Origin of the sequence: Microbulbifer thermotolerans (assembly GCF_001617625.1) — a bacterium.
Lineage (GTDB): Bacteria > Pseudomonadota > Gammaproteobacteria > Pseudomonadales > Cellvibrionaceae > Microbulbifer > Microbulbifer thermotolerans.
The window spans coordinates 3,356,164-3,371,657 of record NZ_CP014864.1; the positions used below are offsets into that span (position 1 = coordinate 3,356,164).

Sequence of the window (15,494 nt, forward strand, 5' to 3'; positions counted from 1 at the left end):
TGGGAGGTGTAGTTTTTCATCAGACTCAGAAACCAAACCGGCTTTACTGTGAGTGCTGAATAGGCATGCAGGAAGCGTTTGAAGTGATCTTCGATAACCTGAGGCCAGCCCGATAATTTCACACAAGATCAGGTGCAGTTGGCCGGCAGTGCGCCCATAAATTCGAGTCAAACCCGAATGAAAGCTTAACCAGATTCAGGTAAGCAGCTTGAAATAAGCGACAACATTCTTACAAAATACTGAAATAGATTCATTATCTTTTAGTAGCCGATAGCAAAAACAGCCACGTTATTCCAACAAAAAAGCCCCAACAAGTGAAGTTGTTGGGGCTTTTATTCAAACTGTTAATTTAAAAATCAACTCACCTCAGCCAAATTCCCCTTACTCTCCAGCCACTGCCTGCGATCCCCAGCCCTTTTCTTCGCCAGTAGCATATCCAGCAGTTGGTTGCTGTCATCTCCGGCATCCACATAGAGCTGGACCAGCCGGCGGGTGTCCGGGTCCATGGTTGTTTCGCGCAGTTGCAGGGGGTTCATTTCGCCCAGGCCTTTAAAGCGGGTGACCTGAATTTTGCCTTTTTTGTTTTCCGCATTGATACGATCGAGAATGCCCTGTTTTTCCGCTTCATCCAGCGCGTAGTAAACGTCCTTGCCCACGTCGATGCGGAACAGCGGCGGCATGGCGACGTAAACGTGGCCGCCGGTGACCAGAGGGCGGAAGTGGCGCAGGAAAAGGGCGCACAGCAGGGTGGCGATATGCAGGCCGTCGGAGTCGGCGTCGGCGAGGATGCAGATTTTGTTGTAGCGCAGGCCTTCCAGGTTATCGCTGCCCGGGTCCACCCCAGAGCCACGGCGATATCGTGCACTTCCTGGCTGGCGAGAATTTCCGTGGAGTCCACTTCCCAGGTATTCAGGATTTTTCCGCGCAGGGGCATGATGGCCTGGAATTCTCGGTCGCGGGCCTGTTTGGCGGAGCCGCCGGCGGAGTCGCCTTCCACCAGAAAGAGTTCGCTTCTGGCCGGGTCGCCGCTGGAGCAGTCTGCCAGTTTGCCCGGCAGGGCCGGTCCCTGGGTGACTTTTTTGCGCGCAACTTTTTTCGCCGAGCGCACACGTTTTTGCGCATTGCTGATACAGAGTTCGGCAAGGCGGTCGCCCTCTTCTGTGTGCTGGTTCAGCCACAGGCTGAAGGCGTCCTTGGCCACACCGGAAATAAACGCTGTGGCCTCGCGGGAGGACAAACGCTCTTTGGTCTGGCCGGAAAACTGTGGGTCGGCGAGTTTGGCGGAGAGCACGTAGGAGCATTGGCTCCATATATCTTCCGGCCCCAGTTTAATACCCCGCGGTACCAGGTTGCGGATCTCACAGTACTCGCGCATGGCTTCCAGCAGGCCCGAGCGCAAACCGTTCACATGGGTACCGCCCTGGGCGGTGGGGATCAGGTTCACATAGGATTCAGCGGTAATTTCACCGCCCTCGGGCAGCCACTGCACTGCCCAGTCGGCGGCCTCGGTCTGTGCGCTGAAACTACCGATAAAGGGCTCCTCGGGCAGCACTTCCCAACCCCGGTTGGCGTCGGATAGATAGTCTTTGAGGCCGTCTTCGTAATACCACTGATCGGATTCGCCGTCCTGCTCATTGATAAAGGTGACGCTCAGGCCTGGGCAGAGTACTGCCTTGGCACGCAGCAGGTGGCGCAGGCGCGGCACGGAAAATTTGGCGGAGTCGAAGTATTTCGGGTCTGGCAGAAAGCGCACGCTGGTCCCTGTGGTGCGCTTGGGGCAGTCTCCAATCACTTCCAGGTCCGAGGCTTTTTCGCCGTTTTGGAAGCCGATGCGATGAATTTTTCCCTCCCGTTGGATGGTGACTTCCAGCACTTTGGAGAGGGCGTTAACCACTGATACCCCCACGCCGTGCAGACCGCCGGAGAATTGGTAGTTCTTATTGGAGAACTTGCCGCCGGCGTGCAGGGTAGAGAGGATGACTTCAACCCCGGGGCGACCCTGCTCCGGGTGTATGTCCACCGGCATTCCCCGACCGTCGTCACTGACCGACAGGGAGTGGTCCTTGTGCAATACCACTTCGATTTTCTTCGCGTGGCCGGCGAGGGCTTCGTCGACACTGTTGTCGATCACTTCCTGCGCCAGGTGGTTGGGGCGCGCTGTATCCGTGTACATGCCGGGGCGTTTGCGCACCGGGTCCAGCCCCGTGAGTACCTCGATATCTTCGGCGGAATAATTGGCCATATATTTATTGACTGCTCGTTAACAAATGCGGTTTTTATCCAACAGAAGCTGGTGCTCTTATGGATTAAATAAAAATTCTACAATCGGCTTGCAGTAGCGCGCGAAGCCCTGGAATCCGTGATCTCCGCCATCTTCGACGGTCTGGCGCTGACCGCGGTAGAAGTCCACCGCCTCGCGGTAGTCCAGTGTCTCATCGCCGCGCTGAGCCAGTAACCAATAGCGGCCGCGCAGCGGGTGCTGCAACCCGGCTTCCAGGCGATGCATGGTATCAACGTCTGCCGGGGTAAGGCGATACTCCTCTGTTCCACCACCGTAAGGTCTGAGTGTTTGCCCGACGTATTCCGGCATGCGCCGCGCGGGGTTCACCGCCGGATTCACCAGTGCCGCCGGCAACCGGTAGTGTTCCGCAAGGTAGGTGGCCCAGAAGCCACCCATGGAGCTGCCTACCAGGCCGATCGGCCCACAGCTGTCATCGCTGCGAAAGTTTTCCAGCAGGCTCACCAGTGCCTGTCTGGCGGTTTCGGGATAAGGGGATATCTGCGGCGCACAGAAGATAATCCGCGGATAGTCCGCGATCAGGCAATCGCGCATCAGCCGGCATTTAAAGGACTGCGGCGAGGACAGAAAGCCGTGCAGATAGATCAGCAGCGGCCGCTTTGCTTGTTCTGAGTAAGACATGGGGGGAGATTATAGCGCTCTCGCGCTGCAGAGCAGAGGCTGAAGCGCAACGGAGCCAAAGACACCGCTGCGCTTTTTCGAGAAATTCCTCAGAGGGATTTATCCAAACTGGCGAATGCGCGGCGCATATCAATTCTCATATCGCCCCAGAAGGTCACGCTGTTAAAGCGCTCGAAGCGCCCGGGGCCGGCGACAAAGTTATCGCCGATATCGCGGCGGTCTCGAAAGCGCATCACCGGATTGCCGTCGCTATCGTAAAGGCTACCCACCAATACACCGTAGGCGCTCTGGTCGGTGTAGACACGCCAAACCCAAGTGGCAGTGGGGTCCAGAGGCGCGGCGAGGGAGAAGTTTTCCAGGCGCAGTTGCAGCCGGTAATCCGCCTCGGCGGGGTCGTCCACCAAGCGGCTTCCACGGGGAGCGAGGAATTTCTCACTGAAGGTCTGCGCCAGCAGTTCATTCAGTTTCTGTCGATCGCCTTCATCCAGTTCGTAATCGCGCGCACGGGCGGTTCCGGGGCCGGTTTTGAAGCGTTTTGTATATTCGATCTCAACGGGCTCTACATAGACGGCAGCACCACTTAAATCCAATGCGAACACCGCGGCCACCTCATCCAGACCGCTCTCGCGCGGCAGCAAACCGTCCGCATCAGCATTTTGCGCCCGCTCCTCCAGTGCAGACTGCTGGGCGCAGGCGCCAATAAACAGAAGGGAGATAAAGACCAGTGGCTGGAAAATTCTTCTCATATCCGACCTCATCACTTTCCCTGGAGACGCCCCATTGTAAAACTGGCAGCCGGCAATAACAGCCAAGAACCGTAAAGGGACGCCTCAGTAACCGGCGGAGGCCAGGTCGACACTGTATTCGGATACGGTGACCCGCTCTACACCGGTGGTATAGGTACCGTCCTCCTTTAGGTCGAACCAGCGGTAGCCCGGCATTTCATCGTCCACCGAGAAGGGGCCGCTGCCGGGAGTGAACTGCACCGAAGTGGAAGGGGTCGCATGCAGGCCAATATGGTCCAAATTGCCATCGAACTGCTGGTGCACATGCCCCCATACCAGGGCCTTAACGTGGGGTGCCGCGCGGACCAGGCGCAGGAACTGTTCACAGCCCTCGCGCAGCATATGGCCATCGATCCAGTCACTGCCCACAGGCACCGGCTGGTGATGCATCAGAATCATCACCGGGTGCTCGCGGGATTCCTCGAGTAGCTGCTGCAATCGCCGCAGCTGCTCCTCACTGAGACCGCCGCAGATTTGATTCTCCACGCTGGTGTCCAGCAGCAACAGGCGCCAGTTGCCCAAGTTGGCCACCTCCGCCGAGCGGCGCGGGGCCAGCTGCCGCATGCGCGCAGGGTCGTCGTGATTACCGGGCAGCCAGCGCCAGGGCGTACGCACCGACTGCATTTTCTGCAGAAAGCGGCGGTATGCGGCCTCACTACCATTGGCGCTGATGTCTCCGGTGGCCACCATTAGTTCGGCCTTCGCCTGGTCGCGGGCGATGGCGCGCAACACTTCGTCCAAGGTGCGCCCGGTGTCCAGTCCCAACAACTGATAGTCGGGCCGACCGCCAATATGGGGGTCAGTAAACTGAACTAGGCGATGTGACGGCCCACTCGATTCTCTGTGCTCGCAACTCACTTACTCACCTATTGTTGACATCCATGTCATACCGATTTGTGCGGGCCGGAAATACTAGAATCGCCGGCCATCCAGCACTAATTCAAATTCTGCGCGACCATTGGCGAGGCAGTGGCCGAGCCATTCTCCGAGAAAACGATTAACTTGCTGCCGCTCATCTGCCCTCTGCATCCGCGGATTGGGATAAACGTGATCGACACCAGTGCCGCCCACGGGCCCGTGTCCATCAATTGCGATTACCTCCGCCATGCGCGCGTCGTGATAGAGGCGCACGGTAATGTTCGGCGGCGCTATCCAACGGCGGTCGCCGGCAACAGCCTCGGCACTCAGGCACACTTCCGTGGTATACCTGGAGCGCTCCAGCACGAGCAGTTCAACAGTCCCATGGGGCATGCGGTAACGCCAGCGCTCCCTGCTGTCCAGCTCCGGCAGCAGTTTGCACAGACGCAGATAATTGGCATCGCAGTCAGCGTGATAGGCCGGCAGATTTACGCGATATGCCGGTTTTTTCTTGCCCTTTAGCGACAGCTTTGCCTTTTGCTCGGCAACCGCCCCGGTCTCGGTCAGTAGGGCCATTATTGACACTCCAATTCTAATATCGCTGTGATTCAGATCTCAGTTTGCACACCCTCACGGGTAGACGAACAAAATTTACGCTGACCAGTCATTCCGAAATCGTTTGCATAGCAAGTTGCCGGTAATTGAGCTGCAGCCACTGCATACAGATAACGGTAGCCGCGTTGTCGATCGGGCAATGGGCTCCCGGCTCCCGCTGCTCCATCGCATCCAACACCGCTTGCAGCGGAAATATCCGCAGACGGATATCTTCGTTTTCCTGTGGCAGACCGAAATTTCCCCCTGCGCCTTGCAGGTCCACGAGCGCACAGTAAAGGTGCAGTCGCTCGGAGCTGCCGCCCGGGCTCGGCATATAGCTGCGAATAAAGTTCAGACGCTCCACTTGCAGGCCCGCCTCTTCGTAGACCTCTCGTCTGGCCACATCTTCGAAGGACTCGCCTTCTTCCACCATACCCGCGACCACCTCCAGACACCAGGGCCCCCCGGGGCGCTCCAGCGCGCCAACGCGAAACTGTTCGGTAAGCCCCACCAGTTCGTGCACGGGATCGTATAGCAGCACCCCCACCGCCGGATCGCGCACGAACAATTCGCGGTCGAACTCAGCGCTCCAGCCGCCGCGAAACAAACGGTGGCGCAAACGCAGGCGCAGCATGGTGAAAAATCCCTGAAAAACGGGCTTGCGGGAAATAATTTCTACTGAGCTGCGATCAAACTCCGGGGACAAGTCCTCATTTCTGTCTTTCATTTTCATTATTGCACTCCGTGAACCGCGCTGGTGGGCTATCTCGCCTCCGGCCAGCTGTTATACTTTGCCGCCTGGAAAAATCCGTGACCACGCGGCCAGAAATTTTTCCGCCTCACTTTCCCCTGGCAGTACAGAGAACGCACCTTATGAGAGTGCTCAACATCGCCTACCAGCAACTGCGCCGCTACGGCAAGACCCGGGTCAGCTGGGCGCAGAAGCTGACCTTTGGTCTTATCAAGAACGATCACTATACCCAGGTTTTCAGCGACCGCGATGTAGCCGCCTTCGAGGCGCCGCTAGGCATCCGCGATCTGGGGGTGGGCAAAGCCAACCGCCGCCTGTTGGAGACAGTGGAGGCCTTCGATCCGGATTTGGTGATCGCAGGCCATTGCGACATGATCAGCAACGACACACTCAAAGCGATCAAACGGCAACAACCGAACTGCATTATCGCCCACTGCAACAACGACCCGCTCTTCGTACCCAGCAATGTGGAGCGGATCAAGCACCGCGCCGAAGTGACCGATGCGATTTTTGTCTCCACCGGCCGCCGTGAATTGAAAATGTTCGAGGGTATCGGAGCACGCGTCTACCACATGCCGAACCCGGTGGAACCGGCAATTGAGAATTTGGACAACTCGCAGCGCACCGATCTCCCCATCGACCTGCTTTTCTGCAGCAACAGCAACAATTTCACCAAGCGCCTGCAGATGGTGAAATACCTCAAAGACCAGCTCGGCGACGAGCTGAATTTCAAAACCTACGGCAGTTTCGGCGAACCGCCGGTGTGGGGGCGGGATTACGACCGGGCTTTGGCACAAACCAAAATGGGCCTCAACTTCAACCGCCAGGATACCCACTACTGGTACGCTTCCGCGCGCATGGCACAGCTGGCGGGCAACGGCATATTGCAATTCACCAGTGATAAATTGCACTTCGACGAACTGCTGCCACCGGAAAGCGTAGTCTACTTCAGCAACGAAGACGACCTGTTGGCAAAGATCCGTGAATTCCACGGCGACGACGCCAAGCGCCGTGCCTGGGCCGCACGTGCACGGAATTTTTTCCACACAGAGATGAATTCGAAACTCTATGCCCAATACATTGTCGAGGCATCTACCCTTCAGCCTTTCAGCCACGATTATGTTTGGGCACGCGATATCAAGCTGGACGGCACACTGAAATAACGTCGGCGCAACTCACGAAGTTTTTTATTTATGAGCAACAAGCCAATACGAGTAGCCCAGGTGCTGGCCGGCGCCGAACGGGGTGGAGCGGAAAATTTTTTCGTGCGTCTGGTCAGCGGCCTCAACGAACGCCCGGAACTTGCGCAAAAGGCATTTATCCGCAACCACGCGCATCGCGTGCAGTCGCTGCGCCACAACGGCGTGGAAACCGAAGGTTTCAGCTTTGGCGGCCCGCTTGATGTGATCGGCAAGTCGGCCTACCGGCGCGCGCTGAAAAACTACCGCCCGGATATCGTTATGACCTGGATGGGCCGGGCCAGCATCACAACCAAATCCTCCCCGGATTATCTGCTGGTCAACCGACTGGGACACTACTACAACCTCAAGTATTACCGCCACGCGGATTACTGGATCGGTATCAGCAAGGGCATCTGCCAGCATATGGTGGACGGCGGGCTGCCCAAGGAACGGATTTTCCACATCCCCAATTTCGCCGACGAAACACCGGTGGAGCCGCTGGCACGGGACAGTTTTGACACCCCGGCCGACAGGCCGCTGATACTGGCGGCCGGCCGCCTGCACATAAACAAGGGCTTTGACGTACTGCTGCACGCCCTAACGCAGATTCCCGATGCAATGCTGTGGCTGGCGGGCTCCGGCCCGGAAGAGGCCAAGCTCAAAGCGCTGTGTCACAAGCTGGGGCTCGACACCCGGGTGCGTTTTCTCGGCTGGCGCACCGATGTCACGGCGCTGATGCGTACAGCAGACCTTTTTGTATGCCCGTCGCGGCATGAGGGTTTGGGTTCCATCGTAATGGAGTCCTGGGCCCACCGCTGTCCAATCGTTGCCACCAAGTCTCAGGGGCCGGGCGAGGTTATCACCGATGGACTGAGCGGATTGCTCACCCCCATCGACGACGCCGACGCACTGGCTGCGGCCATCAAGTCAGTGCTGGAAAACCCCGGATTGCGCGAACAGCTGGTGGAAAGTGCCGCGGAGGTGTACGCGAAGGGCTATTCAAAGCAGCATATTGTCGCCGCCTACACGGAGCTATACCAGCATCTGCTGGAAAAGGGGCGGTAAACGGCGTTTTACAAAAGCACTTTGCAGCTAGGGAACCTCTGATTAATTCGCGTGAATACTATGGTAGCTTCCGGGGCGCTCAGGCAATAGGCTGGCCATTTCGAAAACGCACGAGTACTTCCCTGTAGCTCCGCCGGATACATCCTTGTATCCGACGGTTTCGAAATGGCCAGCCTATCACCTGAGCTTCTCATCTGGCTCCAAAGAGTTTTACGCCGGGAAGTGAATGAATCAGAGGTTCCCTAGGCTCCGCGCCCCGTTTGGCAGTGCCTGCTGAGGCGGCGGAGCGCTTGTGAAGGGGATGTCGGATCAGTTGGGCGGGAAACGGCCCAGCAGCTGCGCCATTTCTTCCCGCAACTGCTGTTGCCGCTGCACTGGGTCGTCATAGCGGGCGGCGGTGGAGCGCAGGCTGCCACTCCAGAGTGGTGAATTGTCTGGGGAGAGGACATCCATCACCAAGGTATTTTCCCGGTACTCGCGCACATGCAGCGGCGCGCGCCAACCGAAGCCCCAGTACCGGTAACCACCGTAAAATGCCAGGGTGTCGTCATAAACTGCGACCTTATCCACGGAGTGCAGCTGCACCCGCACCAAAAAATCCGCACTTTCGGCGTTGTCGGCCGCCATATAGCGCTGCCGCAGTATGTCGTCCGCCGCCCGCTTCATGCGCTTAATTTCCAGCGGCGACACAGGGCCAGTGGCAAGGGGATCGAGCAGGTAGTAACTGTGCAGATTGGAAAAATCTGCCTGGGGATCGTAGTCCACCGCCACTGGCGGCGCGGACGCACAGCTCGCCAACAACACCACCAGGGCCAGAATTCCCGAGCGCAACAAAAAGGTGGACCGCAGAATGGCACTCATGCCTGCCTCCAAATACAAGATTGCTGAAGAATCGGCATCCGTACCGAAAAAATGATTCCTTATTGTTTGTTTTTTCACATGTGACAACCGCCGATTGATTCACACGTGAACATCGCTTTATGTGGCGGCGTCACTATCGCTATTCCATCATTTGCGCTTTTCCTCCGGGAGCGGAGCGGCTAACCACCCCACAAAGAACGCCCGGAAGTCGCTTTGCTCTACTGTGAGCTGTCCTCAATAGGCCGCCGGCAGATCTTTTAGCAGCTCGCGTACCGTGTTACCAATCACGCGCTGGCGCTCTTCGGCGCTCTCCGGGCGCGTCAGCAATTTTGTCGCACTGCCTCCCCATATCGGCGCGCTGTCGGCACGGCCGATACCGAGCGTCAGGGTGACCCGCGGCGCGCCAGTGCGAGCCGGCAGTTCCACCACGCCAGCGGGGGCGTTACTGTCAAACTGGGCATCCCAGCTGGGATCGGTGGGGTCGCCGGAAAACGTCTCTTCCACCACCGCCACTTGGTAGTCCACCAGCATATCCGCGCTTCCGGTATCTTCCACTTGTCGATAGCCGCGCATCTGCAGTTCCGCGGTCACCGCCGCGCGCATTTCCTGATCCAGCTCCACCAGTTGTGCCGATGCCTCTGGGACATCGGAAAGCGCCGCCTGACTCCAGGCATAAGTGGAAAAAGCCACCGGTGCCGCCGCGGGCTCGATTCTCTGCACTTGAACGTCCTGGCACGCTGCGAGCAACAGCCCGAGCAGACCAACAATTACAGTTCTCATAACAACTCCTTTCGTTTTCTACTTGGCCGGCTCGTCGGCAAGATACAGTTCTATCTTGGGGCTCCAGCGGAACCACTCGGGTTTCGGCTCCGAATACAAGGGAAAGTGGCTGCCGGATTCCACCTCACGCCCCATTTTCGGCGCCTCCGGCGTGGCAAAGGCGACGCCGCCTGTGAGCAGCGCCTGTGTGGATTCAGTATGGACGGTGAGTCCGGTTTTCAAGCCGAAGTTCACTTCCACGCCACTGGCGTTCCAGAATACCGTGTTTTCGCGCACCAGAGTACGGTAGCGGGGCGCAATATGTACATAGATGTAGACCCGATCCGCCAGTTCCCCCAGGTCAAAGCCGGTCACTTCACCCACCTGCACCTGGCGATAATAGACGGGGCTGCCGGCCACCAGAGACCCCCGCCGAGCGGCGTCGAGAATTAGGGTCAGGCCCGGGCGGCTCATGGCCTCCGCCAGCGGGTCCCGCGGCGGCTGCAGGCTGGCGACAAACTCGGTCTGCTCGCCACCGTCACCGGGCTCCAGCGCCAGGTAGCGGCCGGTAACCAAGGTATCGAGGTTGGCCAGCTTACCGATACCGATTTGCGGTGACACCACCCAAATTCGGGTACCCTCGCGGGCGAAATCCTCTCCGCGCCGATAGAGTTTGGCCCGTGCCCGCACAGCGCCCAGATCCTGTTCCAGGCGCAGGCGTGTGATTTCGCCCACCTGTATCCCCTTGTAGCGCACCGGCGCCCCCTCCCGCAGGCCCTCGGCATCGGGCAGGATGATGTGAATAGTGACCCCTTCCTCAAGCGCCGCTTCGCGGCTGCTGTAGAGGGGAAAGCTGTCGCCACTCTGAGCTGGCGCAGCCGTCTTATGTGCCCATGGCGGACTGCCGAATGCAATACCGCCGCGCAGTAACGACAAGAGTGAATCCGCTTCCACTTCAATGCCGCTCAAACTGGCACTGGCGCGCAGACCACTGATATTCCAAAAGCGGGTCTCCCGATTTACCAGGTGCGCGTAGCGCGGCTCGATCACCGCGTACACTTCCACACCGCTGCCATCCTCGCGCAACTCCATTCCCTGAACACGCCCCACTTCGATGCGGCGGTAATAGACTGAGGCGCCGCGCTGCAGGGAGCCGGGGTTGCGCGCGGTCAGGCGCAGGTGCAGCCCCGGCACTCGCGGGTCCCGCGGTGGCGCCCCGGCGCGGGCGTCGAAGGCCCGGCGGGAATAGCTGCCGTGGCGCAGATCCACTTCAATACGGGTCCCCCTGAGCAGGTTGTCCAGCCCTCCGGCGATGTCCAGCGTCGGCGGCGCGGTCCAGAAACGGGTGTTTTCGGTCAGCAGGTCATCGGTAATGGGGTCCATTAACACCTTGACCTCCATGCCATTGAGCTGGCGGTTGGCTTTGACCTCGCTCACCTCCCCCACCTTTATACCCTGGTAAACCACCTGAGTGCCGGGGCTGACACTGACGCCACGATCGAAATTCAAGGTCACCGGAATGCCGGCATCGGCAGCGGCAAAGCTGTCGTAGAGTTCAAACTGGCTGCCGTTGACCGCAAGGGGGGAGTGGCGCTGCTCCTCCGGGGTGTGGAAGCTGACCCCGCCGGCTACCAGAGCGGCCAGGGATTCCAGATTGATGGTGATTCCACTGATGCCACCTTCAATACTGAGACCAGAGCTGTTCCAGAAGCGGCTGCCCCGGTGCACCAGGTGGGCGAATTCGCGGCGGATAAAGAGGTTGATCTCTACACCGTTGCCGTCTTCGCTCAAGCGGAAGTCCTCCACCTGCCCCACATTCAGCTGTCGGTAGTAGACCGGAGAACTGTGGTTCAAAGAACCCAGCCGCGGCGCCTTGAGCACCACCCGCAGGCCGTCTCCGCGCACAAAGGCCGGCGGTCGATCCAGAGCCACAAATTTGCGCTTGCGCGCGCCGCTGCCCGGCTCCACGGCGATATAGTTGCCGGACAGCAACGTCTCCAGACCGCGGACCCCGGTAATGGTGAACTCGGGTCTGACCAGCCAGAAATCGGAGCCCTCCACCAGCAGGTGCTCGGCGCTGCGGCTGAAATCCACCTCCGCCAGTACACCGTCTTCACCGCCCAGCTCCGGTGCGTCCGGTACTAGCTTGAAATCCGTCACCACCCCGATATCCACACCGGAGTATTTCACCGGTGTCTTGCCTTTCACCAAGCCGTCGCCGGAACGGAAGAGAATGGTCGCGTGGATATCTCCCTGGGTGAAATTTTTGTACAGCAACCACAGCGCGATCAGCGCCGCGGTCAGCGGCAACAACCACACCAACGGCAGACCGCGACTGCGCCTAACCAGCCCTTGCTGTGGGCCGTCGCTGTAATCCCCGCTGCCCGGCGGCAGTTTTTTTGGCGAATCATCGTCACTCATTCCCCGCCCCCGGGTTCTCGTTGTCGAAACAGCGCTGGTCGTAAACGTCCCAGATCAGGCGTGGATCAAAGCTGCGCGCCGCCAACATGGTGACTACCACCACGGTGGCAAAGGCGGTACTGCCCGGGCCTGCAACCACTTGCGCTATGACCCCCATATCCACCAGCGCCACCAGTATGGAAATCATAAACAGATCCAGCAGAGACCAGCGGCCGATTCCGGACACCACACGGTAGAGTCTCATTGACTGTAGCGGCAGCAGCGGCAGACGCAATTGAACTTGGATCAGCAACAGGAACAGTCCCATCAGCTTCATCGCCGGCACCGCGATACTGGCCACAAACACCACCAACGCAATCCCCCAGAGACCGGCGTTATAAAGCTGCATCACACCGCTGATAATCGTGCTCGGCTCGCCGGAGCCTAGATAAATCACCGTCATCACCGGCAAAATATTGGCCGGCAGCAAAAGCAGTGCACCGGTGATGGCGAGCGCCCAGGTCAGCATTAGACTGCCTTCGATACGCCCGTGCACCCGACCTCCACAGCGGGGGCAGGTACAGGAGCCAGACGCGGGCAACCGCACCAGCTGGTGGCAGGAAAGGCAGCTGGTGAGCCCGTGCGACAGGGCCTTCTGCGGAAGCCTCACTGCGTGCCCCCCGCAACGGCCGCCCTCGCGCGCCGCCGGCGACGCTCCATGCGTGCCCAGACCACATGGGGGTCGAAGCTTAACGTGGTCAGATTGGCCACCAGCATCATGGCAACAAAACAATAGAGGCCGACATCCACTTCCATTTTGCCCAGATCACGCATCTTGATCAGCGCCACCAATACCCCGAGCATGTACACGTCCAACATGCCCCACTCCTTCAGGTGCCGGTACCAGCGCACCGCGACGGCTACCGGACCGTCGAGAAAAGCCCAGGCACTGCCCCAGCAAATAAAAGCCAGCAACAGAAATTTGACCAGCGGGGCCAACACGCTGCAGAAAAGTACCAAAGCGGATAGCCATACATAACCGGCATTAAACAGCGCGGCGACACCATTTAGCAGCGTGCTTTCCCCACTGAAGGCAAAGATGGAAAAGTGCATGAGCGGCAAAGTCGCGGCGGGAATAAAAAGCAGCAGTCCGGTGAGGCTGAGCGCCGCAGTGTAGCGGATGCTGTTTTTTGGGTTGCGGTGCAACACGGCATTGCACCGCGGACACACCAGCTTTTGCCCAGGCGGTGCCAGGGCATCGGTTATCAGCAGATCGCACTCGTGGCAGGCGCGCTGCCAGCGGCGCTGCATCACATCTGCCCCTCTTTGCATCTGCCGGAAATCCTTGCCTTTTTCTGCATAATATTTGCCGCATCCAAAACCGGCTTTGTCGCGTCTATTGAATTGTCGCGCGACGCCCCAATCAGGGAACAGCGGCTATTCCCCAGCGCCACCAGTGTTTACCGGTTGCCGCACAGCCGCTTCGGTTTAACGAAGATATACCAAAAAGCCCCGGGCGTCGCCTCGACGCCCCCGCGGCCCACGGGTACACTCACGCGACAGATTTGGGGAGACTGGCAGCATTGCCCGCTTGTAAGACCGCACCCGTCACAGGAAGTCGATACCGATGAAAAGAAGTGAACGCAACAAAACGCGGGGCAGCCATTTGCGCCCGCTCAAAAACCAGATTTTCGCCGCCCTGAAAGCACCGCTCGCCGCCGCACTGCTCGGCTTCGGCGCCGTGCAGGCACAGGCGGACACGCTGTGGGAGGTATACCTGCAGGCTCTGGAAAACGACCCGCAACTGGCCGCCGACCGCGCCGCCTACCACGCGGGCCTCGAGGCCAAAAACCTGGGGCGCTCGGCGCTGCTGCCACAGATCAGCGCCTCGGCCGAAGCCAGCCGGACCCGCAACAATTCAACCCAGTTTGACTATACCTTCCTCGATCAGGGCGTTCTGCCGGTACCCAACACCACTGACTCGGACACGGACGAGCGCACCTACTCCGCGACCCTGAGCCAGGCCATCTTCGATCTGCCGGCCTGGTTCGGCTATAAGCAGGGCGCCATGGCCAGCGAACAGGCCGCGGCGGAGTTCAGTGCCAATCAGCAGGAAATGATGCTGCGCGTCGCCACCGCCTACTTCAACGTACTGCGCGCCCACGATGTACTGGAAGCGGCCCTTGCCGAGGAAGAGGCCCTGGCCAAGCAGCTGGAGCAAACCCAGCAACGCTTTGAAGTGGGTCTGACGGCGATCACCGATGTATACGACTCTCAGGCCGCCTACGACAGTTCCGTGGCCCGCCGCCTCACCGCCCAAGACGACCTACTGAGCAATTTCGACGCACTTTCGGTACTTACCGGTTCGCACCACGACACAGTCGCCCCTCTGCGGGGGGATTTCCAGGTGGCGCCGCCGGAGCCGATCGAGCGCGCCGCCTGGGTGGATTTCGCCCTGGCCAATAACTTTGACCTCAAAGCCGCGCGCCTGGCCGCGGACGCCGCGCGCTACGGCGCCCGCGCCGCCGCCAGCGAACACCTGCCGACCCTGACCGGCTCCCTGACCTATCAGAAGTACTATCAGGACGGCCATGCAGACACGTCTGTCCCGGACGCAGACGACATCAGGCTACCCATCGATACCACCACTGAAACCAAGTACGCAGCGCTCACACTGAGCGTCCCCATTTACACCGGCGGCGGCCTCAGTGCCAGCCGCCGCGAGGCGCGCAATCTGGCCTTCCAGGCGGAAGACCTGCGCAACCTGACCCAGCGCAACACGGTGCAGAACACGCGCACGCTGCACCGCGCGGTAGTAACGGATGTCTCCCGGGTGAAGGCCCGCGAACAGGCGGTTGTCTCCGCTAAAAGCGCCCTGGATGCGACCCAGGCCGGTTACGAGGTGGGCACGCGCAATATCGTCGACGTCTTGCTGGCACAACGCACTTTGTTCCAGGCACAGACCGATTACGCCAATGCCCTCTACGATTACATTATCAACACCCTGAGTTTGAAGCGGGTGGCGGGCCTTCTGGCACCGGACGACCTGCAGCAATTGGAAGCCAGGCTCAACCCAGCCCAACCTGTCAACCGCGTTGCGGAAACCAGCGCCGTGCCGGCAGTTAAATAAATCGCTAGCGGGCGGACATTGTCCGCCCGCTTCTAATTGATTTGCTCATGCGCATGTGGGAAGACCAACGCTGGATAGGGCCCCAACGCTGAAAGGAAGATTCCGACGGCCCTGGATACAGGGCGTGTTTGGCAGTCGCCCGCACTGATGTGAAGGAGCTGTCCCGCTGCCTGAACGCCGGAATCACTGA

Annotated in this window: 13 protein-coding genes and 1 pseudogene; 3 read left to right on the top strand and 11 right to left on the bottom strand. The window is 59.4% G+C overall.

Translation table 11 applies throughout. The annotated features are described in order from the left end of the window. Positions 1 to 356: 356 nt before the first annotated feature. The 6 genes and pseudogenes from parE to A3224_RS13860 all read right to left on the bottom strand — a co-directional run bounded on the left by parE (position 357) and on the right by A3224_RS13860 (position 5,884). Positions 357 to 2,242, bottom strand: a pseudogene (gene parE, locus A3224_RS13835) (DNA topoisomerase IV subunit B). A 57-nt stretch (positions 2,243 to 2,299) separates the two neighbouring features. Beyond that, complete coding sequence (locus A3224_RS13840; RefSeq protein ID WP_082817548.1) at positions 2,300 to 2,920, bottom strand: YqiA/YcfP family alpha/beta fold hydrolase; 621 nt, start codon at positions 2,918 to 2,920, stop codon at positions 2,300 to 2,302. Between the two features lie 89 nt (positions 2,921 to 3,009). Beyond that, positions 3,010 to 3,666, bottom strand: coding sequence for a DUF3313 family protein (locus tag A3224_RS13845; protein ID WP_067155816.1), 657 nt, complete (start codon positions 3,664 to 3,666; stop codon positions 3,010 to 3,012). Positions 3,667 to 3,750: 84 nt separating this feature from the next. Further along, complete coding sequence (locus A3224_RS13850) at positions 3,751 to 4,563, bottom strand: metallophosphoesterase (protein ID WP_067155819.1); 813 nt, start codon at positions 4,561 to 4,563, stop codon at positions 3,751 to 3,753. A gap of 54 nt (positions 4,564 to 4,617) precedes the next feature. After that, entirely contained in the window at positions 4,618 to 5,139 is a 522-nt protein-coding gene (locus A3224_RS13855) for a DUF1249 domain-containing protein (protein WP_067155822.1), read from the bottom strand. A gap of 88 nt (positions 5,140 to 5,227) precedes the next feature. Further along, entirely contained in the window at positions 5,228 to 5,884 is a 657-nt protein-coding gene (locus A3224_RS13860; protein ID WP_139223287.1) for an NUDIX domain-containing protein, read from the bottom strand. A 146-nt stretch (positions 5,885 to 6,030) separates the two neighbouring features. On the opposite strand from A3224_RS13860, the gene A3224_RS13865 reads away from it, so the two are divergent. Together A3224_RS13865 and A3224_RS13870 are read left to right on the top strand one after the other, a co-directional pair. Then, positions 6,031 to 7,071 (top strand): glycosyltransferase family protein, encoded by a 1,041-nt coding sequence (locus A3224_RS13865; protein ID WP_067155829.1) that lies wholly within the window; start codon positions 6,031 to 6,033, stop codon positions 7,069 to 7,071. A gap of 30 nt (positions 7,072 to 7,101) precedes the next feature. Then, positions 7,102 to 8,154 carry a glycosyltransferase gene (locus A3224_RS13870; RefSeq protein ID WP_067155832.1) on the top strand — a complete coding sequence of 351 codons (1,053 nt, stop codon included), beginning with the start codon at positions 7,102 to 7,104 and terminating at the stop codon, positions 8,152 to 8,154. Between the two features lie 309 nt (positions 8,155 to 8,463). On the opposite strand, the gene A3224_RS13875 is transcribed toward A3224_RS13870, so the two are convergent. From A3224_RS13875 to A3224_RS13895, 5 genes are all read right to left on the bottom strand, one after another. Then, positions 8,464 to 9,015, bottom strand: coding sequence for a DUF4136 domain-containing protein (locus A3224_RS13875; RefSeq protein WP_067155836.1), 552 nt, complete (start codon positions 9,013 to 9,015; stop codon positions 8,464 to 8,466). A gap of 234 nt (positions 9,016 to 9,249) precedes the next feature. Further along, entirely contained in the window at positions 9,250 to 9,795 is a 546-nt protein-coding gene (locus A3224_RS13880; protein WP_067155839.1) for a DUF4136 domain-containing protein, read from the bottom strand. Positions 9,796 to 9,813: 18 nt separating this feature from the next. Further along, positions 9,814 to 12,195: a PqiB family protein gene (locus A3224_RS13885; protein ID WP_067155842.1), complete on the bottom strand. Its 2,382-nt coding sequence runs from the start codon at positions 12,193 to 12,195 to the stop codon at positions 9,814 to 9,816. Next, on the bottom strand, positions 12,188 to 12,844 hold the full coding sequence (locus tag A3224_RS13890) for a paraquat-inducible protein A (RefSeq protein ID WP_067155845.1): 657 nt from the start codon (positions 12,842 to 12,844) through the stop codon (positions 12,188 to 12,190). Before A3224_RS13890 ends, A3224_RS13885 begins: the two co-directional genes overlap by 8 nt. Next, positions 12,841 to 13,506, bottom strand: coding sequence for a paraquat-inducible protein A (locus A3224_RS13895; RefSeq protein WP_067155848.1), 666 nt, complete (start codon positions 13,504 to 13,506; stop codon positions 12,841 to 12,843). Before A3224_RS13895 ends, A3224_RS13890 begins: the two co-directional genes overlap by 4 nt. A 295-nt stretch (positions 13,507 to 13,801) precedes the next feature. On the opposite strand from A3224_RS13895, the gene A3224_RS13900 reads away from it, so the two are divergent. Continuing rightward, positions 13,802 to 15,304 carry a TolC family outer membrane protein gene (locus A3224_RS13900; protein WP_067155851.1) on the top strand — a complete coding sequence of 501 codons (1,503 nt, stop codon included), beginning with the start codon at positions 13,802 to 13,804 and terminating at the stop codon, positions 15,302 to 15,304. Positions 15,305 to 15,494 lie beyond the last annotated feature (190 nt).

Coding starts and splice junctions, on each gene's coding strand:
- A3224_RS13875 (WP_067155836.1), bottom strand. CDS start 9,015: ATGAGTGCCATTCTGCGGTCCACCTTTTTGTTGCGCTCGGGAATTCTG.
- A3224_RS13885 (WP_067155842.1), bottom strand. CDS start 12,195: ATGAGTGACGATGATTCGCCAAAAAAACTGCCGCCGGGCAGCGGGGAT.
- A3224_RS13840 (WP_082817548.1), bottom strand. CDS start 2,920: ATGTCTTACTCAGAACAAGCAAAGCGGCCGCTGCTGATCTATCTGCAC.
- A3224_RS13845 (WP_067155816.1), bottom strand. CDS start 3,666: ATGAGAAGAATTTTCCAGCCACTGGTCTTTATCTCCCTTCTGTTTATT.
- A3224_RS13860 (WP_139223287.1), bottom strand. CDS start 5,884: ATGAAAGACAGAAATGAGGACTTGTCCCCGGAGTTTGATCGCAGCTCA.
- A3224_RS13895 (WP_067155848.1), bottom strand. CDS start 13,506: ATGCAAAGAGGGGCAGATGTGATGCAGCGCCGCTGGCAGCGCGCCTGC.
- A3224_RS13870 (WP_067155832.1), top strand. CDS start 7,102: ATGAGCAACAAGCCAATACGAGTAGCCCAGGTGCTGGCCGGCGCCGAA.
- A3224_RS13855 (WP_067155822.1), bottom strand. CDS start 5,139: ATGGCCCTACTGACCGAGACCGGGGCGGTTGCCGAGCAAAAGGCAAAG.
- A3224_RS13865 (WP_067155829.1), top strand. CDS start 6,031: ATGAGAGTGCTCAACATCGCCTACCAGCAACTGCGCCGCTACGGCAAG.
- A3224_RS13900 (WP_067155851.1), top strand. CDS start 13,802: ATGAAAAGAAGTGAACGCAACAAAACGCGGGGCAGCCATTTGCGCCCG.
- A3224_RS13880 (WP_067155839.1), bottom strand. CDS start 9,795: ATGAGAACTGTAATTGTTGGTCTGCTCGGGCTGTTGCTCGCAGCGTGC.